At 66.8% G+C, this 25,226-nt stretch carries 22 protein-coding genes; 6 read left to right on the plus strand and 16 right to left on the minus strand.

Features of this window, described 5'->3' with window-relative positions; translation table 11 throughout:
* Window positions 1-6: 6 nt before the first annotated feature.
* A complete protein-coding gene (locus E1J61_RS10815) occupies window positions 7-852 on the minus strand; it encodes a sulfurtransferase (RefSeq protein WP_133094035.1) in 846 nt (281 codons plus the stop codon).
* Window positions 853-1,068: 216 nt separating this feature from the next.
* Here E1J61_RS10815 and dnaE point away from each other — a divergent pair, with 216 nt between their 5' ends.
* Window positions 1,069-4,584 carry a DNA polymerase III subunit alpha gene (gene dnaE, locus E1J61_RS10820; RefSeq protein ID WP_133094036.1) on the plus strand — a complete coding sequence of 1,172 codons (3,516 nt, stop codon included), beginning with the start codon at window positions 1,069-1,071 and terminating at the stop codon, window positions 4,582-4,584.
* A gap of 19 nt (window positions 4,585-4,603) precedes the next feature.
* Here dnaE and E1J61_RS10825 read toward each other — a convergent pair whose 3' ends face one another.
* Both E1J61_RS10825 and E1J61_RS10830 read right to left on the minus strand, forming a co-directional pair.
* On the minus strand, window positions 4,604-5,674 hold the full coding sequence (locus E1J61_RS10825) for a glycosyltransferase family 4 protein (protein ID WP_133094037.1): 1,071 nt from the start codon (window positions 5,672-5,674) through the stop codon (window positions 4,604-4,606).
* 27 nt (window positions 5,675-5,701) lie between these two features.
* On the minus strand, window positions 5,702-6,472 hold the full coding sequence (locus E1J61_RS10830) for a glycosyltransferase family 2 protein (RefSeq protein WP_133094038.1): 771 nt from the start codon (window positions 6,470-6,472) through the stop codon (window positions 5,702-5,704).
* Between the two features lie 211 nt (window positions 6,473-6,683).
* On the opposite strand from E1J61_RS10830, the gene E1J61_RS10835 reads away from it, so the two are divergent.
* From E1J61_RS10835 to msbA, 3 genes are all read left to right on the plus strand, one after another.
* Entirely contained in the window at window positions 6,684-7,979 is a 1,296-nt protein-coding gene (locus E1J61_RS10835) for an O-antigen ligase (RefSeq protein WP_240745933.1), read from the plus strand.
* The gene (locus E1J61_RS10840; RefSeq protein WP_133094040.1) at window positions 7,976-8,749 is read left to right on the plus strand and encodes a glycosyltransferase family 25 protein; all 774 of its coding nucleotides are present in this window, start codon (window positions 7,976-7,978) and stop codon (window positions 8,747-8,749) included. The genes E1J61_RS10835 and E1J61_RS10840 overlap by 4 nt, the downstream gene beginning before the upstream one ends.
* Before the next feature lie 112 nt (window positions 8,750-8,861).
* Complete coding sequence (gene msbA / locus E1J61_RS10845; RefSeq protein WP_205751659.1) at window positions 8,862-10,586, plus strand: lipid A export permease/ATP-binding protein MsbA; 1,725 nt, start codon at window positions 8,862-8,864, stop codon at window positions 10,584-10,586.
* Window positions 10,587-10,692: 106 nt separating this feature from the next.
* Here the strand turns inward: msbA and waaC are convergent, their stop codons facing one another.
* Window positions 10,693-11,679 (minus strand): lipopolysaccharide heptosyltransferase I, encoded by a 987-nt coding sequence (gene waaC, locus E1J61_RS10850; protein WP_133094042.1) that lies wholly within the window; start codon window positions 11,677-11,679, stop codon window positions 10,693-10,695.
* Window positions 11,680-11,890: 211 nt separating this feature from the next.
* On the opposite strand from waaC, the gene E1J61_RS10855 reads away from it, so the two are divergent.
* Window positions 11,891-12,481 (plus strand): peroxidase-related enzyme, encoded by a 591-nt coding sequence (locus E1J61_RS10855; RefSeq protein WP_133094043.1) that lies wholly within the window; start codon window positions 11,891-11,893, stop codon window positions 12,479-12,481.
* 30 nt (window positions 12,482-12,511) lie between these two features.
* Here the strand turns inward: E1J61_RS10855 and E1J61_RS10860 are convergent, their stop codons facing one another.
* From E1J61_RS10860 to E1J61_RS10900, 9 genes are all read right to left on the minus strand, one after another.
* Window positions 12,512-13,024 (minus strand): hypothetical protein, encoded by a 513-nt coding sequence (locus E1J61_RS10860; RefSeq protein ID WP_133094044.1) that lies wholly within the window; start codon window positions 13,022-13,024, stop codon window positions 12,512-12,514.
* 99 nt (window positions 13,025-13,123) lie between these two features.
* Window positions 13,124-14,590 carry a ribonuclease G gene (gene rng / locus E1J61_RS10865; protein WP_133094045.1) on the minus strand — a complete coding sequence of 489 codons (1,467 nt, stop codon included), beginning with the start codon at window positions 14,588-14,590 and terminating at the stop codon, window positions 13,124-13,126.
* Window positions 14,591-14,679: 89 nt separating this feature from the next.
* A complete protein-coding gene (locus E1J61_RS10870; protein WP_133094046.1) occupies window positions 14,680-15,282 on the minus strand; it encodes a nucleoside triphosphate pyrophosphatase in 603 nt (200 codons plus the stop codon).
* An 82-nt stretch (window positions 15,283-15,364) separates the two neighbouring features.
* Entirely contained in the window at window positions 15,365-15,844 is a 480-nt protein-coding gene (rlmH, locus tag E1J61_RS10875; protein WP_133094047.1) for a 23S rRNA (pseudouridine(1915)-N(3))-methyltransferase RlmH, read from the minus strand.
* 71 nt (window positions 15,845-15,915) lie between these two features.
* The gene (gene rsfS / locus E1J61_RS10880) at window positions 15,916-16,686 is read right to left on the minus strand and encodes a ribosome silencing factor (protein WP_207951195.1); all 771 of its coding nucleotides are present in this window, start codon (window positions 16,684-16,686) and stop codon (window positions 15,916-15,918) included.
* Between the two features lie 62 nt (window positions 16,687-16,748).
* Window positions 16,749-17,474: a nicotinate-nucleotide adenylyltransferase gene (locus tag E1J61_RS10885; RefSeq protein ID WP_133094049.1), complete on the minus strand. Its 726-nt coding sequence runs from the start codon at window positions 17,472-17,474 to the stop codon at window positions 16,749-16,751.
* A 10-nt stretch (window positions 17,475-17,484) separates the two neighbouring features.
* Window positions 17,485-18,396, minus strand: a complete 912-nt coding sequence (gene hemF, locus E1J61_RS10890; protein WP_133094050.1) for an oxygen-dependent coproporphyrinogen oxidase — start codon at window positions 18,394-18,396, stop codon at window positions 17,485-17,487.
* Between the two features lie 162 nt (window positions 18,397-18,558).
* Entirely contained in the window at window positions 18,559-19,827 is a 1,269-nt protein-coding gene (gene purD, locus E1J61_RS10895; protein WP_133094051.1) for a phosphoribosylamine--glycine ligase, read from the minus strand.
* A gap of 88 nt (window positions 19,828-19,915) precedes the next feature.
* Window positions 19,916-20,641, minus strand: coding sequence for a YebC/PmpR family DNA-binding transcriptional regulator (locus tag E1J61_RS10900; protein ID WP_133094052.1), 726 nt, complete (start codon window positions 20,639-20,641; stop codon window positions 19,916-19,918).
* Between the two features lie 176 nt (window positions 20,642-20,817).
* Between E1J61_RS10900 and E1J61_RS10905 the strand changes: the two genes are divergently transcribed.
* On the plus strand, window positions 20,818-22,344 hold the full coding sequence (locus E1J61_RS10905; RefSeq protein WP_133094053.1) for a helicase HerA-like C-terminal domain-containing protein: 1,527 nt from the start codon (window positions 20,818-20,820) through the stop codon (window positions 22,342-22,344).
* Window positions 22,345-22,425: 81 nt separating this feature from the next.
* On the opposite strand, the gene E1J61_RS10910 is transcribed toward E1J61_RS10905, so the two are convergent.
* The 3 genes from E1J61_RS10910 to E1J61_RS10920 all read right to left on the minus strand — a co-directional run bounded on the left by E1J61_RS10910 (window position 22,426) and on the right by E1J61_RS10920 (window position 24,937).
* A complete protein-coding gene (locus E1J61_RS10910; RefSeq protein WP_133094054.1) occupies window positions 22,426-22,587 on the minus strand; it encodes a DUF3149 domain-containing protein in 162 nt (53 codons plus the stop codon).
* 136 nt (window positions 22,588-22,723) lie between these two features.
* Window positions 22,724-23,374, minus strand: a complete 651-nt coding sequence (gene upp / locus E1J61_RS10915) for a uracil phosphoribosyltransferase (RefSeq protein WP_116317432.1) — start codon at window positions 23,372-23,374, stop codon at window positions 22,724-22,726.
* 162 nt (window positions 23,375-23,536) lie between these two features.
* Window positions 23,537-24,937: an MFS transporter gene (locus E1J61_RS10920; protein ID WP_243736830.1), complete on the minus strand. Its 1,401-nt coding sequence runs from the start codon at window positions 24,935-24,937 to the stop codon at window positions 23,537-23,539.
* Window positions 24,938-25,226 lie beyond the last annotated feature (289 nt).

Below are 25,226 nucleotides of genomic sequence, written 5' to 3' on the forward strand. Positions count from 1 at the left end.
GTTCTGTCAGGCTGCGGCCTGTTTCGTGCCGATGCAGTGCGGGCAGCTCTTGCCGATCACGTAGTGCGGGCTCTGCTGTTCTTCCGGCGTGACCACGGCACGGCAGGCGAAGCACTGCTTGGGTCCGGCGGGCTCCAGGTTCGGGTTTAGCGCGGTGCGGTAGTCGAAGACGAAGCAGTCGCCGCGATAGTGGCTGCCGCCGACTTCCTCGAAATACTTCAGGATGCCACCCTCGAGCTGGTATACGCGCTCGACGCCGACTTCCTGCATGTGGATCGCCGCCTTCTCGCAGCGGATGCCGCCGGTGCAGAACGACACCACGGTCTTGCCTTCCAGCGCTGCCTTGTGCGCCGCGACAGCCTCGGGGAATTCGCTGAACTTGGCGATGTCGTACTCGACCGCATCGGCGAAGGTGCCGACCGCCACCTCGAAGTCATTGCGCGTATCGAGCATCACCACCGGGCGGCCTTCGTCGTCATGCCCCTGGTCCAACCAGCGCTTCAGGTCCACCGGCCGCACCGACGGCGCGCGGCCGTCTTCGGGGCGGATCAGCGGCATCTTCATGGTGATGATCTCCTTCTTGGCACGCACCAGCATGCGCTTGAAGGGCTGGTTCTCCGACAGGCTTTCCTTGGGCGCGATATCGGCGAAGCGCGCGTCGGCATGCAGCCACACCATGAAGCCGTCGATGGCTTCGCGCGGGCCGGCCAGGAACATGTTGATGCCCTCGGGCGCGAGCAGGATCGTGCCTTTCAGGCCGGCCGCTTCGCAGCGCTCGCGCATGGCCGGGCGCAGGGTCTCGATGTCGTCCAGCGAGACGAACTTGTAAGCGGAAATATTTACGATCTGCATGAGGGACGGCGCCTGCACGGCCGCACCCGGGAGGGCGGGAAGGGCGTTGGCGGCTTGCGATAACTGCCTGATAGGAAAGGCGAAATTATAACGCGAGCGGGCGCTTCTGCCGCTCATTCCCAAGCACCCCGATCAGCTTTGCGCAGCGGCCGGCACGCGTCGCCTGCACGCAATATTGGAGGCCGGCAGGCGGGTCGAGCCGGTACAATGTCGCCCATGTCCGCACCCCGCTTCGTCCACCTCCGCCTGCATTCCGAATACTCCGTCGTGGACGGCATCGTCCGCCTCGACGACGCCGTCAAGGCCGCCGCCGCCGATGGCATGGGCGCGCTCGCCCTGACGGATCTTGCCAACGCCTTCGGGCTGATCCGCTATTACAAGGAAGCGCGCGGCAAGGGCGTGAAGCCGGTGGTCGGGGCCGATGTCTGGCTGACCAATGCCGAAGACCGCGACAAGCCCGCACGCCTGCTGCTGCTAGTGCAGGACCGGCGCGGCTATCTGAACCTGTGCATGCTGCTGTCGCGCGCGTGGCTGGGCAACCAGCACCGCGGCCGCGCCGAGATCGATCCGTCGTGGTTCCTGGAGCCGGGCGAAGACGACATGCCGCTCGCCACCGGCCTGATCGCGCTGTCCGGCGCAATGGGCGGCGATATCGGCATGGCGCTGGCCAACGGCAATGCCGACGGCGCGCGCCGTGCCGCGCAGCACTGGGCATCGGTGTTCGCGCAGCGCTTCTATATCGAACTGCAGCGCGCCGGCCATGCCGGCACCGATGCCTACGTGCAGCAGGCCGTGCAACTGGCGGCCGAACTGCAGTTGCCGGTGGTCGCCACGCATCCGGTGCAGTTCATGACGCCGGACGACTACACCGCGCACGAGGCGCGCGTGTGTATCGCCGAGGGCGAGCTGCTGGCCAACCCGCGCCGCACGCGGCGCTTTACCACCGACCAGTACTTCAAGACCCAGGACGAGATGTGCGCGCTGTTCGCGGATATCCCGTCGGCGCTGGAGAACGCGGTCGAGATCGCGCGCCGCTGCAACCTGACGCTGGAACTGGGCAAGCCGCGCCTGCCGCTGTTCCCGACGCCGGACGGCATGTCGCTGGACGACTACCTCGTCTTCATGGCCAAGGACGGCCTCGAGAAGCGCATGGCGGTGCTGTTTCCGGACGAAGCGGTACGCGAAGCGAAGCGCCCGGAATATTACGCACGGCTGGAGTTCGAGACCGGCACCATCATCAAGATGGGCTTCCCCGGCTACTTCCTGATCGTGGCGGACTTTATCAACTGGGCCAAGAACAACGGCGTGCCGGTCGGGCCCGGCCGGGGTTCCGGTGCCGGTTCGCTGGTCGCGTATGCGCTGGGCATTACCGACCTCGATCCGCTCAAGTACGCGCTGCTGTTCGAGCGTTTCCTGAACCCGGAACGGGTATCGATGCCCGACTTCGATATCGACTTCTGCCAGCACGGCCGCGATCGCGTGATCACGTACGTGAAGGAGAAGTACGGCAAGGACGCGGTGTCGCAGATCGCCACCTTCGGCACCATGGCCGCCAAGGCCGCGGTGCGCGACGTGGGCCGCGTGCTCGACCTGGGCTATGGCTTTGTCGACGGCATCGCCAAGCTGATCCCGTTCAAGCCGGGCAAGCTGGTCACCATCGAGGAAGCGAAGAAAGAAGAGCCGCTACTGACCGAGCGCGAGAACAACGAGGAAGAAGTGCGCCAGCTGCTGGAGCTGGCGCAGCGCGTCGAAGGCATGACGCGCAACGTCGGCATGCACGCCGGCGGCGTGCTGATCGCGCCCGGCAGGCTGACCGATTTCTGCCCGCTGTACACGCAGGGCGCGCAGAACGACGGCATGAGCGGCGTCGTCAGCCAGTACGACAAGGACGACGTCGAGGCCGCCGGCCTGGTCAAGTTCGACTTCCTGGGCCTGACCACGCTCACCATCCTGGACTGGGCCGAGCGCTATATCCGCCGCCTCGACCCGAGCAAGGCCGACTGGAACTGCAGCCAGATCCCGCTCGACGACGGCCCCGCCTTCGACATCCTCAAGACCGCCAACACGGTCGCCGTGTTCCAGCTGGAAAGCCGCGGCATGCAGGGCATGCTGAAGGACGCCAAGCCTGACCGCTTCGAGGACATCATCGCGCTGGTGGCGCTCTACCGCCCGGGCCCGATGGACCTGATCCCCAGCTTCTGCGCGCGCAAGCACGGCCGCGAGAAGGTGGAGTATCCCGATCCGCGCGTCGAACCCGTCCTGAAAGAGACCTACGGCATCATGGTCTACCAGGAGCAGGTGATGCAGATGGCGCAGATCATCGGCGGCTACTCGCTTGGCGGCGCCGACCTGCTGCGCCGCGCGATGGGCAAGAAGAAGCCCGAGGAGATGGCGCAGCATCGCGTCATGTTCCGCGAGGGGGCGGACAAGAACGGCCTCAACGCGCAGCAGGCCGACGACATTTTCGACCTGATGGAGAAGTTCGCGGGCTACGGCTTCAACAAGTCGCACGCGGCCGCGTATGCGCTGCTGGCGTACTACACCGCCTGGCTCAAGGCCCACCATCCGGCCGAATTCATGGCAGCCAACATGTCGCTGGCCATGGACGACACCGACAAGGTCAAGATCCTTTACGAGGACTGCAAGCTCAACAAGATCGCGGTGCTGCCGCCTGACGTCAACGCCAGCGAGTACCGCTTCGCGCCGACCGACCCCAAGACCATCCGCTATGGCCTGGGCGGCATCAAGGGCAGCGGGCAGGGCGCGATCGAAGACATCCTGCGCGCGCGCGAAGAGGGCGGGGCGTTCAAGGACCTGTTCGACTTCTGCGAGCGCGTCGACCGCCGCCAGGTCAACCGCCGCACCATGGAAGCGCTGATCCGCGCCGGCGCCTTCGACAGCCTGAACGACAACCGCGCCCAGCTGCTGGCCTCGGTGCCGATCGCCATGGAAGCCGCGGAGCAGAAGGCCGAGTCCGCCAACCAGGTGTCGCTGTTCGACCTGATGGGCGATGCCGGCGAAGCGCACCGCCCCGAACTGCTCGACGAACCGCGCTGGAGCCCCAAGCGCACGCTGCAGGAAGAAAAGCAGGCGCTCGGCTACTACTTCTCCGGCCACCTGTTCGACGCCTACCGCGACGAGGTGCGCCGCTTCAACAAGGGCACGCTGGCCTCGCTGGAAAAGGAAGTGCAGGGCAACGGCGGCGGCTTCGGCCGCGACGTGCGCGGCAAGACCATCGCCGGCGTGATCTCCGGCATCCGCACCCAGATGACCCAGCGCGGCAAGATGCTGATCGTGATGCTGGACGACGGCACCGGCCTCGTCGAGATGACGGTGTTCAACGAGGTCTTCGACGCCAACCGGCAGATGTTCCGCGAGGATGAACTGCTGATCGCCACCGGCAATGCGCGGCACGATACCTTTACCGGCGGCGTGCGCTTTACCGCGGAGTCGGTGATGGACCTGACCGCGGCACGGATCCGCTTTGCGACGGCGGTGCGGCTGGCGATGAACGGCAATTCTTCGACCGGGTTGCTGCGCGAACTGCTGATGCCGCACCTGGCACGCGCCACGGGTGCCCAGGGTCTGCCGGTGCGGATCGGCTACCAGGCCCGGACCGCGTCGTGCGAAGCCGTGCTGGGGCCGGAGTGGCAGGTGGTGCCGTCCGACGAGGCGCTGGGCGCGCTGCGCCAGGCGCTGTCGGCGGAGAGCGTGAATACGGTCTACGAATAACGTCGCAGCGGCGGCGTGCTCAGGCGCGCCGCGCGGCCATTGCCTGCGCCGCCAGCGCCAGCAGGCTATCGACGTGGGTGCCGATGCGCGGATCGTAGTCCAGCATGGTCATCGGCTGCGCCAGCCTCGCCTGGCCGGACTGCGCGGCCTGCACGGCGGCGCGGATGGCCTGGTCGAGCGTATCGGCGCGTTCGCGAGCGAACGCATGGACGGCCTGCGGCCGGATCACTTCCAGGCAGGCGATATTGTCGGCAAACACCAGCGGCGTGCCGCACAGCACGGATTCCACCCCGACCAGCCCGAACGGTTCATAGCCCGATGCCAGGATGGTGAAGTCCGCGGCGCGGTAGAGCGCGTCGATGCGGCTGCTGTAGCCGAGTTCGCGCACGCGCGGGATGGTGCGTCCCACCGGGCGGCCGGCCACCGCAAGCGTGATCGGCAGGCTGGATTTCGAGAAGTAATCGGCCAGCAGGTCGAACCCCTTGCGGGCATGTCCCGACGACGGAAACAGGAACACGACCTCATCGTCGCCAAAACCGAACTCGCGGCGCAGCGACGCGCGCGTGGCGTCGTCGACCGGCGCAAAGCGCTGCGTGTCGACCGGCGGGTAGAGCAAGTGCACCCGGTTTTCCGGGATCCCGTACAACTCGACCACTTCGCGCCGCATCAGCGCCGAGTGCGCCACCACGCAATGCGCGCCGGTGTACTGCGCGCCTTCGAGGTCGATCTGCCAGCGATCGGAGCGGCGCGGCGGCGTGCCGCGCGCGGCCAGGTAGCCGCGATGGGTGCCGCCGCAGATGGCGATGTCGGACCCCCGCACGCGGTTGCAGCCGATCAGCACCGCATCGGCAGGCAGGCGCGCCTGCAGGCGCCAGGAGAAATAGCGGTCGCGCAACTTGCCCGGCAGCCACGACACCACGATCCGCTGCGGCTCGATGCCGGATGCTTCCGCCACGCCGGCATCGAAGCGGCGCGCGTAGACCGACACCTCGGTGCCCGCGCGGCCGGCCATGGCCTGGCTGATGTCGAGCGCATAGCGCTCCAGGCCGCCGCCGGCGCCGAAGCGGTTGCAGGAAATGCCAATTTTCATCGGTGGATGCAAGGAGAGTATGGGGCGTCAGGCGTCACCGCGCACCCGTGCGCTGTCCGCGGCGTGCAGCTGCGCCAGCTTCGCGTACTTGTAGTAGCTGGCCTGCGCATTCATCAGCGCGACGCCAAAGCCCGCGCCGCCGTCAAGGAAGCCACGCTTGAACAGGTAGGTGCGGATGAACGCCCACAGTCCGTGGCCGGCGGCCGACGCCACCGAGCTGCGCTTGCCGCGCGCGTAGGCTTGCTGCGCGCCGGCGCTGGAGTAGCTGTCGATCTTGCGCAGCACGTCCGATAACGATCGGTAGCTGTAGTGGATCAGCGGCTCGCGCAGGCGGGTCACAGGATCGTCCACCTTCAGGTGTTCATGGACCAGGTCTTCGGTGAAGCGGCCGCGGCCGTTGCGGAACACGCGCGTGACATAGTCGGGATACCAGCCGGCATGGCGCACGAAGGTGCCGCAGAACGCGGACAGGCGCGGCAGTGCCAGGGCCTGGGCACCAGGCCGGGCGATTTGCTGCAGGATTTCATCGCGCAGCGCAGGCGTGACACGCTCGTCGGCATCCAGGCTGAGAATCCAGTCGCCCCTGGCGGCACTGACCGCGCGGTTCTTTTGCGGGCCGAAGCCCGGCCAGTCCTCGGTCTGGATCACAGTGGCGCCGGCAGCACGCGCAATGGCCACGGTGTCATCCGAGCTGGCCCAATCCACTATAATCGCCTCTTCGCACCAGGACACGCTGTCGAGGCAAGCCCCGATATTGTGAGCTTCATTCCTGGTAATGATGACGGCCGAGACTTTCATGGAATATGGGCGGCACGCCTGTCGGGCAGACCGACAAGCCGCCGGCGCCGCCAACAGCCGAGTGCTGATGGAAGATCGCGTATTCTACCGCACCGGCTCAGTGGTCCCGGCGCCGCCTGGTGGTTGCCGCCAGCCCGCGGGCAATGCCCCGGCGCCGTTTTCTCCAATTGCGAGTTTGATGATAAGAGCACATTTGTCCCGATTCACAGGGATGGAAAAAGTTTTCTCCCTGGTGGCATGTGCCGCACTGATCTCCTTTCCCATCCTGCTGCTCACCTATCCTTCGGCGGCCAATGCTGGTTTCAGCTTCCTGCTGCTGTGGTGCGTAGTCGCGCTGTCCGTGCAGCCCCGCGCCAGCCTGTGCGCCTGGGGGACGATGCTGCGCGAGCATTGGGCGGTGGCGGCGGCGATGGCGGCCTTGCCGGCGGCCTTCCTGCTGCGCCAGGTTGTCAGCGGCGATGGCATGGACCTGCCGTATCTCTACCTGCGCTTCGCCTTGTTCGGGCTGCTGGCCTGGGGCCTCGCACTGCTCGACCGGCGTGCGCTGCAGGCCGTGCAGTGGGGACTGGTGGTGGGTGCGATCGTTTCTGCAGTCTGGATATACGCCGCAACCGCTGGCGGCCGGCCGGACCATGTCGGCGTCAACAACATCATTCCCTTTTCCAACCTGTCTCTGCTGATGGGAATGCTGGCGCTGATTTCGATTGGATGGGACCGGCGCGGCCGGTGGCTTTCGATGGCGCCCAAACTGCTGGCCGGCGCGGCCGGTGTCTATACGTCGTATGCCAGTGCGACACGTGGCGGCTGGCTCGCCATCCCGGTGCTGCTGCTGATCGCGATCACCGTCATGCGCAAATGGACGATCCGCGCCCGTGCCGCTTTGCTCGCGGTCCTGGTGGGAGGCATGGCGGTGGCCGGATACTGCAGCGATATCGTCAGGAAGCGTGTGGGCGAAGCGGTCGCCAATCTCAATGCCGCGGTCTCGTCACCGGGCATCGATGCGGCGGTAGTAACGCAGCGAGGGCTGGATACGTCGGAGGGCTGGCGCCTGCAACTGTGGAAGGCCTCGCTGCGCATGCTGGAAACGCATCCGATGACAGGCGTGGGGCCAGACGGGTTTGCGGCCAACCTCAAGGCTATGGCGGCAAGCGGATTTATCACGCCCGCAACCACCCAGTTCGCGCACTCGCACAATGACGTGCTGTACATCGCGGCAACGCAGGGGATTCCCGGGGTGCTTGCGGTACTTGCGCTATACCTGGTGCCGGCAGGCTTTTTCCTGCGCCATCTGCGCAGCCGTGACATGGTCACGCGCACCGCTGCCACCATGGGGCTGGCCATCAGCATCGGCTTCCTGCTGTTCGGACTGACCGAAGCGATGTTCTTCATCGCCATGACCAATGCCTTCTACACGCTGATGATCGCGACGTGCTTCGCCATCGTGGTCGCACAGCGCAAGGCGCCGGAGCTGCCGGCGCGGCCGGACGCACAGGCGGTGGCGGCATGATCGGCGCCTACGTCATCAACCTGGCGAGCGCGGGCTCGCGCCGGCAACGCATCTCCGCGCAGCTCGAACGCCTCGGCGTCCCGTTCCAGGTCTTCGCTGCCGTGGACGGGCGCGCGCTTCCCGAACACGACGTGGCGAGACGTTATGATGCGGCCGCCGCCGCGGTGCGGTACCGGCCCATGAGCCGCGGCGAAGTCGGGTGCGCGCTGAGCCACCTCGGCGTCTGTCGCCAGATGCTGGAAGACGACGCGGCGTTTGCGCTGGTGCTGGAGGACGACGCCTTGCTTGGCGATGACCTGCCGGCGGTGCTCGCTGACCTGGAGGCCCGTCTGGACCCGGACCGCGCGGAAGTGGTGCTGCTGTCCCACGTCGACAAGTACACCCGCTGGGGCACGCGACCCCTTGGCCACGGGCGCAAGCTGGTGCGGCGCTACGGCGAATGGTGGCGGGCGCATGGCTACGTGGTGACGCGGGCCGCGGCCGAGCGCATGCTGGCGGGGCTCCAGCCGGTCTGGTGTGCTGCCGACTACTGGTCCGCCTTCGAGAAACAGGGCCTGGTCACGGTCCGTGCCGTGGTCCCGTATTGCATCGGGCTGACCGAACTGGCGCAGGATTCCGCGCTGGAAGGCCATCGTGCCGATCTCGATGCCAGCGACAAGGCGCGGCGCAGCATCGGCTATTATCTGCGCCGCTACGTCTACCAGCGATTCCTGTTCCAGGTCTTCGTCCGGCCCTTCCTGCGCGTAGCGCGGCAGAAGCGGGCGGGATAGAGGAGCCGCCGGGCCAGGTGCCATCAAGCCCTGCCGCCGCACCCATACAGAAAGACATTCAGTGACCACATCCAAACCGCCCATCTCGCCCGGCTCCACCGTGCCCTCCAGCATGTCCAGCCGGCTCTGGTCTTACCTGCGCCCCGAGTTGCGCGTTTTTGTCGGCGCCATCATCGCCATGGCGGTGGTTGCGGCCAGCGAAGGGGTGATCCCCAAGGTCGTCAACGACCTGCTCGACAAGGGTTTCGGTGGCGACTACGCCGGCACGCTGTGGCATGTGCCTGCCATCCTGACCGGCGTGGCGCTGATCCGGGGTGTTGCGCAGTTCGCTTCCGGCTATCTGCTGAACCTGATCTCGAACCGCGTGCTGCTGAAGATGCGCATGCAGATGTTCGAGCGCCTGCTGCATGCGCCGGCGGGGTTCTTCCACCGCAACACGGCGGCATCGCTGATCAATGCGGTGATTTTCGAGGTCAACCAGGTGCTGCAGATCCTGACCAGCGTGTTCATCACGCTGGTGCGCGATTCGCTGACGGTCGTGGCGCTGCTGATCTACCTCTTCTACACCAACTGGCGCCTGACGCTGATCGTGGCGGTGATCCTGCCGGTGATCGGCTACCTGATGTCCAAGATCAACCGCCGGCTGCGCAAGCTCAACCGCGACCACCAGACCTACACCAACAACGCCGCCTACGTGGTGGAAGAGGCGGTTGGGGGCTACAAGGTCGTCAAGCTGCACGGCGGCGAGCAGTACGAGCTGTCGCGCTTCCGCATGGTCGCGGAGCGGCTGAAGAATTACTCGATGCGCATGGCGGTGGCTGGCGGCCTGAACCAGCCGGTCACGGCGTTCCTGGCCGCGCTGGCATTGTCGGTGGTCATTACCATCGCGATGGTGCAGGCGCAGGCCAACCAGACCACGGTCGGCGGCTTCACCGGTTTTGTGATGGCAATGCTGCTGCTGATTTCGCCGCTGAAGCACCTGACCGACATCAACCAGCCGCTGACGCGCGGTATTACCGCCGCCGAGATGATCTTCCGGCTGATCGACGAGCCGATCGAGCCGCAGGACGGTGGCAAGGCCATCGGCCGCGCGCGCGGCGAACTGGACTTCGAGGGCGTCGGCTTCCGCTATGGCGAGGCACAGCGGCCTGCGCTGCAGCAGATCGACCTGCGCGTGAGCCCGGGCGAGGTGGTGGCGCTGGTGGGGCCGTCGGGCAGCGGCAAGACCACGCTGGTCAACCTGGTGCCGCGCTTCTTCGACCCGACCGAAGGGCGCATCCTGCTGGACGGCGCGCCGCTGGGCGAGCTGGCCTTGAAGGACCTGCGCAACCAGATCGCCTTTGTCAGCCAGGACGTGGTGCTGTTCAACGATACGGTCGCCGCCAACGTGGCGTATGGCGCGCATGGCGAGACCGAGATCGACATGGCGCGCGTGGAGCGTGCGCTGGCGGCGGCGTACCTGACCGAGACCGTCAAGGGCTTGCCTGAGGGGCTGGATACCAATATCGGCGACAACGGCATGAAGCTATCCGGTGGCCAGCGCCAGCGCCTGGCAATCGCCCGTGCGCTGTACAAGGACGCGCCGATCCTGATCCTGGACGAGGCCACCTCCGCGCTGGATTCGGAATCGGAGCGCCAGGTGCAGGCGGCGCTGGAAGAGCTGATGAAGGGCCGGACCACGCTGGTGATCGCGCACCGGCTGTCGACCATCGAGAATGCCGATCGTATCGCCGTGCTCGACCATGGGCGCGTCGCGGAGCAGGGCACCCACGCCGAACTGCTGGCGGCCAACGGCCTCTACGCCGGCCTGCACCGGATCCAGTTCGCGACCCAGTAAAGGTCGGCGGCGCGGCAGGGCGCTCCTGCCGCGGCCATGACGAAAAAAGGGCCGGCACGTCGGATATCGTGCCGGCCTCTTTTTTGGATTTGCTGGTTGAAGCCGCTCAGTTGGGCGAAGCCACCGGCGGCTGCTGTGCCATCACTTCGTCGATGGCGGCGAGCACCTGCTCGCGCGTCGGCACCACGCCATGCCCGCCCATCGAGACCGCGCGGCCCGGCGTGTTGACGCCATACAGTTCGCGCGAGGTCGTCGTGAAAAGCAGCACGGTCGGGCGGCGCATCGCATCGGCGATATGCACGAAGCCCGTGTCCATGCCCACCACCAGCGACGACTTGCCCACCACCTGCGCCAGCCCGGTGATGCTCAGGCGCGGCATCACTTCCGCACCGGGCACGCTTGCCGCGATCGTCTCGGCTTCCTTGCGTTCGGCATCGTTGCCCCAAGGCACCAGTACGCGCAGGCCGCGCGCGGAGATCGCGCTGCCCACGGCAATCCAGTCAGCGATCGGCCACTTCTTCTCTTCGCTGGATGTGGCGTGGAACAGCATCGCATACGGGCCCTTCGCCGCGGGGGCGGGCGTGTCCCCGGACATTTCGAGGCCGTAGTGCATTTCCTTGGTGAGTTCATAGCCGAACGCGCGGCTGACCGCGCGGCGCATGCGCTGCCTGGCGCAATCCTCTTCGAGCACGGGCTGGAACACATGGTTATAGCCGAAGCGCGCACCGCTTTCGCCCAGTTCCGCCACCGGATAGCCCCAGCGGTGCCGCGTGCGCGCCAGCCGAGTCACGATCGCGCTCTTGTACACGCCGTGGACGTCCAGCACCGCATCGTACTTCTCGCGCCGCAATTCGCGCAGTGCGCGGAAGATCTCCCGCAGCCCGGCCCAGCTGCGTGCCTTCTTGAAGCTGCGCAGCGGCGCGGCGATGACACGCTCGATATTTGGGTTCCAGCGCGGCACGTCGGCGCAGTAGGAGTCCGCGATCCAGTCGATCTTGACGCCGGGGAATGCGCGCTGCAGGTCGGCGACCAGCGGCAGCGTGAATACCATGTCGCCCAGCGAGGTCAGCTTGACGATGAGAATACGTTTCATCGGGAAGGGTTGGCGCATGCGGCCAGGGGCGCTCGCCTTGTTCAGGAAGGGACGTAGTATGCCTTATCCCGCAGGCATCTGGTTTTGCGATGCATGAGCAACATGGTGCACGGCCTTGTCCCGGCGATCCGGTAGACTTTGAAGCAGTACCCGGCAACAACCATCAGGGCCGACAAGGTCGACGAGAACATATCGCCAACAGGAGACAACCATGCCCGCCACAGCTTTCCCCATCAGCCGCTACCCTGTCCCCGCGCTCAAGGACCTCCCCGACGACATCCGCACCCGCATCCTGGAAGTCCAGGACAAGGCCGGCTTTGTCCCTAATGTCTTCCTGGCGCTGGCGCATCGCCCCGACGAATTCCGTGCCTTCTTCGCCTACCACGACGCGTTGATGCTCAAGGAGGGCGGCCTGACCAAGGGCGAGCGCGAGATGATCGTGGTGGCGACTTCCGGCGCCAACCAGTGCCTGTATTGCGTGGTGGCGCATGGCGCGATCCTGCGCATCTACGAGAAGAAGCCGCTGGTAGCGGACCAGGTTGCGGTGAACTACCTGAAGGCCGATATTCCCCCGCGCCAGCGGGCCATGCTCGACTTTGCGATGAAGGTGTGCGAGGCGTCGCATGAAGTCGGCGACGCGGATTTTGCCGCGCTGCGCGAGCATGGGTTCTCCGACGAAGACGCGTGGGACATCGCCGCGATCACCGCGTTCTTCGGGCTGTCGAACCGGATGGCCAACACCATCAGCATGCGCCCGAACGACGAGTTCTACCTGATGGGCCGCGTGCCCAAGGCGAAGTAGAGCCAGCGAGAGCCGGCGCGCCGGGGAGGCTCAGCGCACCTCGGCGCAATTTCCGCTCTTGGGGTCGAACAGCACTGGCCAGGCCTGCTCGTAGATGCCCGGCGTGCAGTATTTCTCGCAGCGGTTATGCGCCAGCGTCACGCGGCGCGGGTCCTGCCACACCAGCAGCTTGCACTGGCTGCCGTCGATGGCCTGCAGTTCGATGTGCGGCGTCGTGCGTACCTGGCGGAACTGGATCAGGTTGAACTCGCAGCTGCCGCGCCGCGATACCCACAGTTTCCATTTCAACGCTTCCACCTTGTTGGCGGTGACGTCCATCAGCGCGTCCTCGCGGAAGCCGTCTTCCTCGGTGCGCTTGCATGCGCCGGCGATGGTAATGGTTTTGGGGGCGATCGGGGCCGCGCGTGCCTTCGGTGGCGGCGCTTCGGCAACCGGTGCGGCGGGGGGCGGTGGGGGCGGCCGGCGCTGCGCGATCGGCAGCGGCACGCAGGCGGAGCACACCAGGACGGCCAGCAGGCAGGCCCCATGTTTCGTGGCGTTCATGCTGGACTCCTTCTCGCAACCCTCGACCTTCGCTTAGTTATAGCGGATCGAAGACGAATTAGGAGTAGGACCATCCCGCAGCATGGCGTCAGGCAATGACTACATCAGGATGATGTCGTACTGCTCCTGGTGGAAGGTCGATTCGACCTGCAGGGAGATCGGCTTGCCGATGAAATCGCCGAGCATCGCCAGGTGCTGGCTTTCTTCTTCCAGGAACAGGTCGATGACTTCCTGCGAGGCCAGGATGCGGAATTCGCGCGGATTGAACTGGCGCGACTCGCGCATGATCTCGCGCAGGATGTCGTAGCACGCCGTGCGCGGCGTCTTGACCTGGCCCTTGCCGTGGCACACCGGGCATTGCTCGCACAGCACGTGCGCCAGCGATTCGCGCGTGCGCTTGCGCGTCATCTCTACGAGCCCGAGCTGCGAGAAGTTGTTGACGGTAATGCGGGTGCGGTCGCGCGACAGCGCGCGCTTGAGTTCGGACAGCACCGCTTCGCGGTGTTCGGCATTCTCCATATCGATGAAATCGATGATGATGATGCCGCCGAGGTTGCGCAGCCGCAGTTGCCGCGCGATGGTGTGGGCCGCCTCCAGGTTGGTCTTGAAGATCGTGTCGTCGAAATTGCGCGCGCCGACATAACCGCCGGTGTTGACGTCGATCGTCGTCATCGCCTCGGTCTGGTCGATCATCAGGTAGCCGCCCGACTTCAGGTCGACCCGGCGCGACAGCGCCTTCTCGATCTCGGCATCGATATTGAACAGGTCGAAGATCGGCCGCTCGCCGGTGTAGTGCGACAGCCGCGACAGCACCGCCGGCGTGTACTCCTTGGCGAACTCCACCAGCATCTGGTAGTTCTCGCGCGAATCGATCTGGATCACGCCGGTGGCGTCGTTGATGAAGTCGCGCAGCACGCGCTGGGCCAGGTTCAGGTCCTGGTAGAGCAGCGCCGGCGCTGGCAGCGTGGTGGCGTTCTGGCGGATCGTGCCCCAGATCTTGCGCAGGTAGGCGATGTCGTTGCCGAGTTCCTCGTCGGTCGCTTCTTCGGCGATGGTGCGCACGATAAAGCCGCCACGCTCGTCGGCCGGCACCAGGCCCTGCACGCGGCTGCGCAGCGCTTCACGGTCCACTTCGCCCTCGATGCGCTGCGAGATGCCGATATGCGGATCCTGCGGCAGGTACACCAGCGTGCGCCCGGCGATGCTCACCTGCGTGGACAGGCGCGCGCCCTTGGTGCCGATCGGGTCCTTGATCACCTGCACCATCAGCGCCTGGCCTTCGAACAGGGTCTTCTCGATCGCCAGTTGCGGGGTGCCGCCGTTGCGGTCGTTGTCGCGCGGGTGCCAGATATCGGCCACGTGCAGGAACGCGGCGCGCTCCAGGCCGATGTCGATGAAGGCCGACTGCATGCCGGGCAGCACGCGCACCACCTTGCCCAGGTAAATATTACCCACCAGCCCGCGCGTGAGCGTGCGTTCGACGTGCAGTTCCTGGACGGCAGCCTGCTGCACGATGGCAACGCGCGTCTCCTGGGGCGTGATGTTGACGAGGATGTCTTCAGTCATAGCGGTGAAACGCGGTCGCCGGTGGCCCGGCGGTATTGGGGTTGCCCGGCGCGGCCGGGTCTTGTCCTGGGCGGCGGCGTGGCCGCGGCTCAGAACTGCAGGCGGGCCTGGCGAAGTAACGCCGCCGTCTCAAACAAGGGCAAGCCCATGATACCTGAATAGCTGCCCGCGATCCGCTCGACGAACTCGGCCGCGCGGCCCTGGATCCCGTACGCGCCGGCCTTGCCGAGCGGCTCGCCGCTGGCGACGTAGCGCGCGATCTCGTCGGGCCGCATCGGGCGGAAGGTCACTTCGGAGACCGACAGCGCGTGGTGCATGCCCAGGGTGGAAACCACCGTGACCGCAGTGAGCACGCGGTGCGTGCTACCGGCCAGCGCGGCCAGCATGGCGTGCGCATCGGCGGCGTCACCGGGTTTGCCGAGGATGCGGCCGCCCAGGCAGACGGTGGTGTCGGAGGTCAGCACCGGCGCGTCGGGCAGGGCCCGGCGCTCGCGGCGGCGCAGCGCGGCTTCGGCCTTCAGCGCGCAGACGCGCTGCACGTAGTCGTCGGGCGCTTCGCCGGGCAGGACGGCTTCCAGCGCTTCGGCGTCCTCGTCGTCATCGGCAAGGAGCAACTCGTAGCGCGCGCCCAGCTGGGTCAGCAGTTCGCGGCGGCGCGGGCTTTGGGAGGCGAGGTAGAGGTAGTCGTGCATCGCGGCAGGCGGGAGTATGGACCTGCCGGCGGCGGGCCGGCAGTGGCGTGAATTGTAACGCCCGCGGCGGCGCGGTTCCGGGTCAGGCGCGGTGGTAGGGGTGGTTCTGCGTGACCGACCAGGCCCGGTACAACTGCTCGGCCAGCAGCACCCTCACCATGCCGTGCGGCAGCGTCAGGCTGGACAGGCGGATCAGCGTACTGGCGCGCGCCTTCAGCGCCGGGTCGAGCCCGTCGGCGCCGCCGATCAGGAAGGCGACATCGCCGCCCTCGCGCTGCCAGTCGGTCAGCTGCGCAGCCAGTTGCACGGTGGTGAAGTCGCGGCCGCGTTCGTCCAGCGCGACGATGCGGCACTGCCTGGACAGCGAGCCCAGCACGGCGTCGATGCGCGCGGCTTCGCGCTGCATCACGGTGGTGGCGTTGTTGCTGGACGAGCGGGCCTCCGGCTTGACCTCGCGCAGCTCGATCCGCAGCTCGGGCGGCATGCGCTTGGCATACTCGTTGAAGCCGGTTTCGATCCAGGCGGGCATCTTGTGGCCGACGGCCACGATTACCAGTTGCATGAGGGCGGATTGGCGGCAGTGCGGGGGCCAGTGCAGGCGGCGCGGCCGTCAGGCGGCCGCGCGCCGCGGCATCAGGCCGAGCGGGTGGTGCGCTTGCGCGCGGCCGGCTTGGCCGCCGCGGTCTTGGTGGCGGTCTTGCCTGCCGTCTTGCCTGCCGTCTTGCCAGCGGTCTTGGTCGCCGTCCGGGGTGCAGTCTTGCGTGCCGTGGTGCCAGCGGCGGTCTTGCGCGGCGCGGCGGCGCGGGTGCCGGCGGTCTTGGTGGCTGCCGTCTTGGCTCCAGTCTTGGCGGCAGTCTTGCGCGCCGGCTTGCGCACCGTGGCAATGGCGTCCGGGTCGGTGTCCTCGTGGCCCATCGGCGGCGACGGCTCCTTCATGCCTTCGGGCAGGCGGGCCAGCGCCGGGCGCAGGCTGCTGGCACGGCGCGTGCCGCGCGCGGCCGGGACTTCGTCCTCGTCCTCGTCCATCGGCTCGCTGGCCTTGGCCAGGCTGCGGGCACCGGTGGCCAGCTTCATGCGCACCGGCTTGTCGCCCCAGATTTCTTCCAGGTTGTAGTACAGGCGCAGCTGCGGCTGCAGGATGTGGACCACGGCGTCGCCGCAGTCGACCAGCACCCATTCGCCCGTCTCCAGGCCTTCGACCGCCACGATATGGCCGCCGGCTTCCTTCACCGTATCCCGCACCGATGCTGCCAGCGCCTTGGTCTGGCGGTTGGACGTCCCGCTGGCAATCACCACCCGGTCGAACAGTTCGGTCAGGTGGCTGGTGTCGTACACCTTGATGTCCTGCGCTTTGACATCCTCGAGGCCGTCGACGATGGCGCGTTGCAGTTTACGAATATCCATGGTGTCTTCTTGTTCAGCTGAGATCGGTTGGGTGGTGGGCGCCGGTTGCGGGCAACCGGGGGTCAGGCCCTGGCCGGGGCGTCGCGGTACAGCCCGTGGCTGGCGATGTAGTGTGCCACGCCCGGCGGCAGTTGGTCATCTGCGGGTTGGCCGGCCGCCAGGCGCTGGCGCAGGTGGGTGGAAGACAGGTCGACGGCGAGCGTCTGGTCGATCCACATCCGGCCGGAGGGCGTGCATTGTATCAGGGTCGTGTCGGCCTGGCGCTGCGACAGCGCTTCCAGCACCGGGCCTTCCAGCGCGGCCAGCTCGAAGCGCGGGCGGGTGGCGGTGCACAGGTGGACATGCGCGAACAGTTCCTGCCAGCCGTGCCAGGTGTGCAGGCGCAGCAACTGGTCGGCGCCCATCAGCCAGCACAGCGAGGCCTGCGGGCCGTAGTCGTCGCGCAGCTGGCGCACGGTGTCGATGGTGTAGCTGGGGCCGGCGCGGTCGACTTCCATGCGGCTGACGCGGACTTTGGCGCCGGTGTCGCCCAGGGCGGCGGCGGCCAGTTCAGTCATGGCCAGGCGGTCCGCAGCAGGCGTCACATCAGTGCCCTTCTGCCACGACTGGCCGGTGGGGATCCACACCAGCTCGTCCAGGCCCAGGTGGTCGATGCACAGCCGCGCCAGCGCCAGGTGGCCGACATGGGGCGGGTCGAAGGTGCCGCCGAGGATACCCAGTCGGTAGGGGCGGGCGGGAAGGTCGCCCGCATCGGCGGCGGGCATATGGTCTTGCGCGGGATTGGCCATAGGTCTGCCGTCAGGCCCAGTCGCGTGCCGGCAGGAAGTCGGTGTACAGCGCCGCTTCAGGGCTGCCCGCTTCCGGTTGCCAGTCATAGCGCCAGGTCACCAGCGGCGGCATCGACATCAGAATGGATTCGGCACGTCCGCCCGACTGCAGGCCGAACAGCGTGCCGCGGTCGAACACCAGGTTGAATTCGACATAACGCCCGCGCCGGTAGGCCTGGAAGCCGCGCTCGCGTTCGCCGTAGGGCGTGTCCTTGCGGGCCTGCAGGATGGGCAGGTAGGCGTCGAGGAAGGCGTCCCCGACCGATTGCATCATGGCGAAGCTGCGCTCGAAGCCCAGCGCCGAGAAGTCGTCGAAGAAGATCCCGCCCACACCGCGCGCCTCGTTGCGGTGCTTCAGGAAGAAATACTCGTCGCACCACTGCTTGAAGCGCGGATACAGCTCGTCGCCATATGGCGCAAGCGCCTGCTTGCAGGTGCCATGGAAATGCGCGCAGTCGCCGGCATTGCCGTAGTAGGGCGTCAGGTCCATGCCGCCGCCGAACCACCAGACCGGCTCGGCGCCGGGCTTGACCGCCAGGAAGCAGCGCACGTTCATGTGGACCGTGGGCACGTAGGGGTTGCGCGGGTGGAACACCAGCGATACGCCCATCGCCTCGAAGCTGCGCCCGGAGAGTTCAGGCCGGTTGGCGCTGGCAGACGGCGGCAGGGTATCGCCGCTGACGTGCGAGAAGCCCACGCCGGCGCGCTCCATCACCGCGCCGCCTTCCAGGATGCGGGTGCGGCCACTGCCGCGCAGGCGTTCGGTGGGCGGCTTCTCCCAGGCGTCGGTCAGGAACGGCTGGCCGTCGATGGCGCCGATGGCGTCGGTGATGCGGTCTTGCAGGCCGAGCAGATAGGCACGGACTGCCTGGGAATCGATCATGGTGGGCGGAAAACGAATGGACCGGATGGACCGGGCTGATGGCATTCCGGCAGCCCTGGGGCTGCCGGCTGCGTCACAGCGTTGTCACGATTGTACCGGCTGGGGCGGCCAGGTGGTCGCCAGAGCCCGCTGAGGCCGCGCCGGCGGCCAGCCGGTGGCCAATCAGCGCTTGATGGCGCGATAACCGATATCGGTCCGGTACTGCATGCCGTCGAACCGGATCTGCTCGACCGCGGCATAGGCGGCGCGCTGCGCGGCCTTGACGGTGTCGGCCAGCCCGACCACGCACAGCACGCGCCCGCCCGAGGTCAGCAGGGTGCCGTCCTTGAGCGTGGTGCCGGCGTGGAAGGTCACGCTGTCGTCGGTTTCGGCCGGGATGCCGGTGATGACATCGCCTTTGCGCGGACTGTCCGGGTAGTTGTAGGCGGCCATCACCACGCCCAGCGCGGTGCGGCGGTCCCAGTCCAGCTCGATCGCGTCGAGCTTGCCGTCGACGGCGTGCTCCATCACGTCGACCAGGTCGGTCTTCAGGCGCGCCAGGATCGGCTGGGTTTCCGGGTCGCCCATGCGGCAGTTGAATTCCAGCGTCTTCAGGTTGCCGTCCTTGTCGATCATCAGGCCGGCGTACAGGAAGCCGGTGTAGGGGATGCCGTCCTTCTCCATGCCGCGCACGGTCGGCAGGATGATCTCGCGCAGCGCGCGCGCGTGCAGCGCGGGCGTGACCACCGGGGCGGGGGAGTAGGCGCCCATGCCGCCGGTGTTGGGGCCGGCGTCGGCGTCCAGCAGGCGCTTGTGATCCTGGCTGGTGGCCAGCGCCAGCACGTTCTTGCCGTCGACCAGCACGATGAAGCTGGCTTCCTCGCCCTCCAGGAATTCCTCGATCACCACGCGCGCGCCGGCGTCGCCCAGCTTGTTGTCGGCCAGCATCATATCGACCGCGGTGTGGGCCTCTTCCAGCGACATCGCCACCACCACGCCCTTGCCCGCGGCCAGGCCATCGGCCTTGATCACGATCGGTGCGCCCTGCGCGTCGATATAGGCATGCGCCTGCGCGGCGTCGGAGAAGGTCTGGTAGGCGGCGGTCGGGATGCCGTGGCGCTGCATGAACGCCTTGGCGAAGTCCTTGGACGATTCCAGCTGCGCGGCCGCCTTGCTCGGCCCGAAGATGCGCAGGCCCTTGGCACGGAAGATATCGACGATGCCGGCCGCCAGCGGTGCCTCCGGCCCGACCACGGTAAAGGCCACGCCTTCGCGCTCGGCAAAGGCGGCGATGACCTCCGGATCCGTCAGCGGAACGTTCTGCAGGCGCTTGTCGAGCGCGGTCCCGCCGTTGCCCGGCGCCACGTACACCACCTGTACCCTGGGGGATTGGGCCAATTTCCAGGCCAGCGCGTGTTCACGTCCACCCGAGCCGACAACCAATACTTTCATGATCCACTGCCAGAAAAGAAACAGATACTAAAAGGCGGCGGCCTGGTCTGAGTCCGGGCCGCCGCCATGGGGGGCTTGTTGCTTCAGCTTAGTCTTCGATCACCGCGTTGGTGAAGACTTCCTGCACGTCGTCGAGGTTTTCCAGGGCGTCGAGCAGCTTCTGCATTTTGGCCGCGTCGTCGCCGGCGAAGCTGATTTCGTTCTGCGGCTTCATTACCACGTCGGCGACTTCGGCCTTGAAGCCGGCGGCTTCAAGCGCGGCCTTGACCGCCGGGAAATCGTTGGGCGGGCAGGTCACTTCGATCGAACCGTCGTCATTGGTGACGACGTCGTCGGCGCCGGCTTCCAGCGCGGCGTCCATCAGCTTGTCTTCCGGCGTGCCGGGCGCGAACAGGAACTGGCCGCAGTGCGTGAACATGAATGCCACCGAGCCTTCGGTGCCCATGTTGCCGCCATGCTTGGAGAACGCGTGGCGCACTTCGGCCACGGTACGGGTGCGGTTGTCGGTCAGGCAGTCGACGATGATGGCCGCGCCGGCCAGGCCGTAGCCTTCGTAGCGGATCTCTTCGTAGTTGGCGCCTTCCAGGCCGCCCACGCCGCGCTGGATCGCGCGCTGGATGTTGTCCTTGGGCATGTTCGCGTCCATGGCCTTGTCAATCGACAGGCGCAGGCGCGGGTTGGTGTCGGCATCGCCGCCGCCGAGCTTGGCGGCAACGGTGATTTCCTTGATCAGGCGGGTCCAGATCTTGCCGCGCTTGGCGTCAGCTGCGGCTTTCTTGTGTTTGATATTGGCCCATTTCGAGTGACCGGCCATGATGCTCTCCGAGGCGGAAAAGGTGTTATGCGGTGATGGAATGCGGGATGCCAGGCGCGGGCGCCAGGTGACGGGTATGCCTGGCGGCTGGCTATAATCAGCCCAGGATTTTATCACGCGGGCCTGCCCGCGCCGCTGCCGCGGCGAGTCCCGCGGCACTTGCTACCAGGAAGACCATGGCCGACCCCATCCTTATCGGCAAGAACGCCGAACACGAGCTGGTGCTGCTGCCGCAGATGGGCAACCGCCACGGCCTGATCACCGGCGCCACCGGCACCGGCAAAACCGTCACGCTGCAGACACTGGCGCAGGGCTTTTCGCGCCTGGGCGTGCCGGTGTTCATGGCCGACGTCAAAGGTGACCTGACCGGCATTTCGCAGTCCGGCCAGTTGTCCGACAAGCTCAAGCAGCGCCTGGCCGACCTGGGGCTGCCGGAGCCGGCCTGGGGCGGATGCCCGACAACGTTGTGGGACGTGTTCGGCCAGAAGGGCCACCCGGTGCGCGCCACGGTCTCGCACATGGGCCCGCTGCTGCTGTCGCGGATGCTTGAGCTCAACGACACCCAGCAGGGCGTGCTCAACCTGGTGTTCCGCATCGCCGATGCCAACGGCCTGCTGCTGCTCGACGCCAAGGACCTGCGCGCAATGCTGCAGTACGTGGGCGACAACGCCTCGCAGTTCACGACCGAGTACGGCAATATCTCCGCCGCCTCGATCGGGGCGATCCAGCGCGGGCTGCTGGCGCTGGAGTCGCAGGGCGGCGATGTCTTCTTTGGCGAGCCGATGCTGAACCTGGAAGACTTCATCCAGACCGAGAAGGGCCAGGGCGTGGTCAATATCCTGGCGGCGGACAAGCTGATGAACTCGCCGCGGCTGTATGCGACCTTCCTGCTGTGGATGCTGTCCGAGCTGTTCGAGAAGCTGCCCGAGGCCGGCGACCTCGACAAGCCCAAGCTGGTGTTCTTCTTCGACGAGGCCCACCTGCTGTTCAACGACGCGCCCAAGGCGCTGCTCGACAAGATCGAGCAGGTGGTGCGGCTGATCCGCTCCAAGGGCGTGGGCGTGTATTTCGTCACGCAGAATCCGGTCGACATCCCCGACACGGTGCTCGGCCAGCTGGGCAACCGCGTGCAGCACGCGCTGCGCGCGTTCACGCCGCGCGACCAGAAGGCGGTCAAGGTGGCGGCCACCACCATGCGCGCCAACCCGAAGCTGGACCTGGAAACCGCGATCGGCGAACTGGGCGTGGGCGAGGCGCTGGTGTCGTTCCTGGATGCCAAGGGCACGCCGTGCGTGACCGAGCGCGCATGGGTGCTGCCGCCGGGTAGCCGCATCGGCCCGGCGACCGACGAGGAGCGCAGGCAACTGATCGCGAATTCGCTGGTCGCGGGGACCTATGAAGCGGCCGTGGATCGCGAATCGGCTTACGAAAAGCTGCGTGGCGGCGTGCCGACGGTGGCCAATGGCAAGGGCAAGCCGTCGGACGCCAAACCTGAAGCCAAGCCGGAAGCGGAACAGGACAGCGGCTGGCTTGGCACTGCCGGCGACATCTTCGGCACGCTGACCAAGGGCACCGGCAAGAGCGGGCGCGGCGATTCGATCCTGGAGTCGATGGCCAAGTCGGCCGCGCGCACGGTGGGTTCGCAGGTGGGCCGCGAGCTGATTCGTGGCGTGCTGGGCAGCTTGCTAGGGAAGAAGAAGTAGTTGAACCCTTGAAAAGCCGCTGGTTTGCTCATCTCTCCCGCTCGCGGGGTAGGGGAGCAAACGATCAGCTCGCAGGACGCGCTATTGCCGCTGTCCGGCCTGCGCCTTCGCGGCCGCCGCATCCTCGCGCATCTTGCGCGCAAACATCCGGGCGAAGAACCAGCCCATGCCGATGATGAAAACGATCACGCCCAGGCTCATCAGGCCGGTGCTGGTGCTGAAGAGAATCTTGATGGCTTCCATGGTTGGCTCCCTCGGGTTGGCGGCATGTGCCGGCGGAAGAACCGCCAGCGGGTGTCGCCAGCGGGTGTCGCCAGTTTAGGGAGCCAGGCGGCGCGGGCTATTGAGGCTGGTCAAGCCCGCGCCGCGCCGGCACGCGTCAGTTCTTGGTGCCGAACAGCCGGTCGCCCGCGTCGCCGAGGCCCGGCACGATGTACGCATCCGCATCCAGGTGGCTGTCCAGCGAGGCCACGAACAGCTTCACGCCCGGATGCGCCTTCTGGAACACCTCCACGCCTTCCGGCGCCGCCACCAGCGCGACGAAGGTGATGGCCTCGTCCTTGACGCCGCGGCGCTTGAGCACTTCCACCGCATGCACGGCCGAGTAGCCGGTCGCCACCATCGGATCGCACAGGATAAAGCTGCGGTCTTCCAGGTCTGGCAGCCGCACCAGGTATTCGACCGGGCGGTGCTGCTCGTCGCGGTACACGCCGATATGGCCGATGCGCGCCGACGGGATCAGCTCGACCAGTCCATCGCTCATGCCCACGCCGGCGCGCAGCACCGGCACGATGGTCAGCTTCTTGCCGGCGATCACCGGGGCATCCAGCTCCACCAGCGGCGTGTCGATGCGGCGCGTGGTCAGCGGCAGGTTGCGCGTGATCTCATAGCCCATCAGCAGCGTGATCTCGCGCAGCAGCTCGCGGAAGGTGCGCGTGGACGTTTCCTTGTCGCGCATGTGCGAGAGCTTGTGCTGGATCAGCGGGTGGTCGAGGATAAACAGGTTGGGAAAGCGCGGATCTTGTTTCATGGCTGGCGGCGAGGGCTCGGCGGGGATAGGGGCAAGCGGCGGGAGCGGGCGGCCGGGTCGGGTGGACCCGGCCGCCGCGCCGTTGTAGCCGGATTGTAATGGAAGCGGGCGGCAGCGCGGCTGCGGCCCGGTCCCTGGCAAGCTGCCTTTACCCGGCGCGCGTCAGTCCAGCGCGCGGTCCTTGGACTCGATATCCACCATGAAGATGGCAAACGCCGCCACCGCCAGGAACGACGAAAGCAACCCAAGCGCGAGCGTGAACTGGGTGGCCATGATCGGCGCAATGATCGAAGGGGCGAACAGGCCACCGAATCGTGCCATCGCACCGGCGGTGCCCATGCCGCTGGCCCGCAGGTCCGTCGGGTACACCTCCGGCGTGAAGGCGTAGAGCGCGCCCCAGGTGCCCAGCAGCGCGAAGCTCATCAACAGGGTGGAGCCGACGATCAGCGCGGTGGACGTGCCCAGGCTGTACAGCATGCAGCCCGCGGCGCTGAGCAGCAGGAAGCCGATCAGGGTCGGCTTGCGACCCCAGCGCTCCACGCCGTGCGCGGCGAGCGCGAAGCCGGGGAGCTGGACCAGCGCGAGCAGGATCAGGAAGACCTGGCCACGCATGAAGCCAAAGCCCTGGCCGGCCAGCTTCACCGGCAGATAGACAAAAACACCGTAGTAGGCGATCGAGATCAGCATCCACGCAGCAAGCAGGCAGATGCTGCGGCGCCGGCATCCGGCCGCGAACAGCGCGAACACCGATTTGCGCTCCATCTTCTGCGGCTCCAGCGGGGCGATCTCGGCCGAAACCCGATTGGCCTTGGCAACGCGCTGCAGCACAGCGCGGGCCTCTTCCGAGCGCCCCGATTTATTCAGGTAGAGCGGCGACTCTGGCACAAAGAACCGAACCACTACGCCGACCAGCGCAGGGAGGCCAGTGACAAAGAAGATCATGCGCCAGGCATCGTTGCCTTGCGAGACGGCGACCAGCGCCAGGACGGCGAGCAGGATCGTGCCGACGGCCCAGAACGACTCCAGCAGCACCAGCCAGCGGCCGCGCCGGTCAGACGGCAGGAACTCGGCCATCATGGTGTAGTCGACGGGCAACGTGCCGCCCACGCCGATGCCGGTCAGGAAGCGCAGCAGCAGGAGCCACTGGAAATCCGGGGCGAAGGCGGAGGCGACGCCACAGATGGCGTCAAGGATCACCGCCATCATCAGCACCGGCCGGCGGCCGATCCGGTCCGCCAGCCGGCCGAACGCGAAGGCGCCGATCAGCATGCCGACGAAGAACATCGTCCCGGTCTGCAAGGCGTTCGGCACGGGGATGCCGAATGTCGCGGCAATGGAAGGCGCGGTGAATCCGATCGACAGGACCTGCATCGCGTCGGCCAGCCACACCAGGCCGAAAATGCCGAACAGCCGATACTGGAACCGGCCGACACCGGCTGCGCGGATGCCTTGCTCGATCGTGATGGTCTGGGACGACGATGCCCGCGCGCTTGACTGCGGGGGCACGCTGATCGTCGCTTCGGGGATGGTCGTTGCTGCCATTGAGGAAATTGATGACGACATTTTGTCTACCTGTCTTTATAGGCTGATTCTTGAATTCGGAAGCCAAGCACCGCGATGCGGCGAAACCTGTGGCTACCCCAAGCTAGCGAGGCCAGACCTGGCCAGGTAGTCCTCTCGCAACACCTTCCTGGTACTGATACGACATAGTCACTCCTTGTTGTCTACCCTTGGTTGTCCGGGCCCGGGTTCCCGGTCGGCACGGCGAGGGACTACGCAAGCCCCGGGCCAGCGCTTCCGGTGATGTAAAGGGCCAATCTTGTGGTCTTGTTGTCTCGTCTGCCGCTTGTGT

Source organism: Cupriavidus sp. L7L, from assembly GCF_004353535.1.
Classification (GTDB): domain Bacteria; phylum Pseudomonadota; class Gammaproteobacteria; order Burkholderiales; family Burkholderiaceae; genus Cupriavidus; species Cupriavidus oxalaticus_A.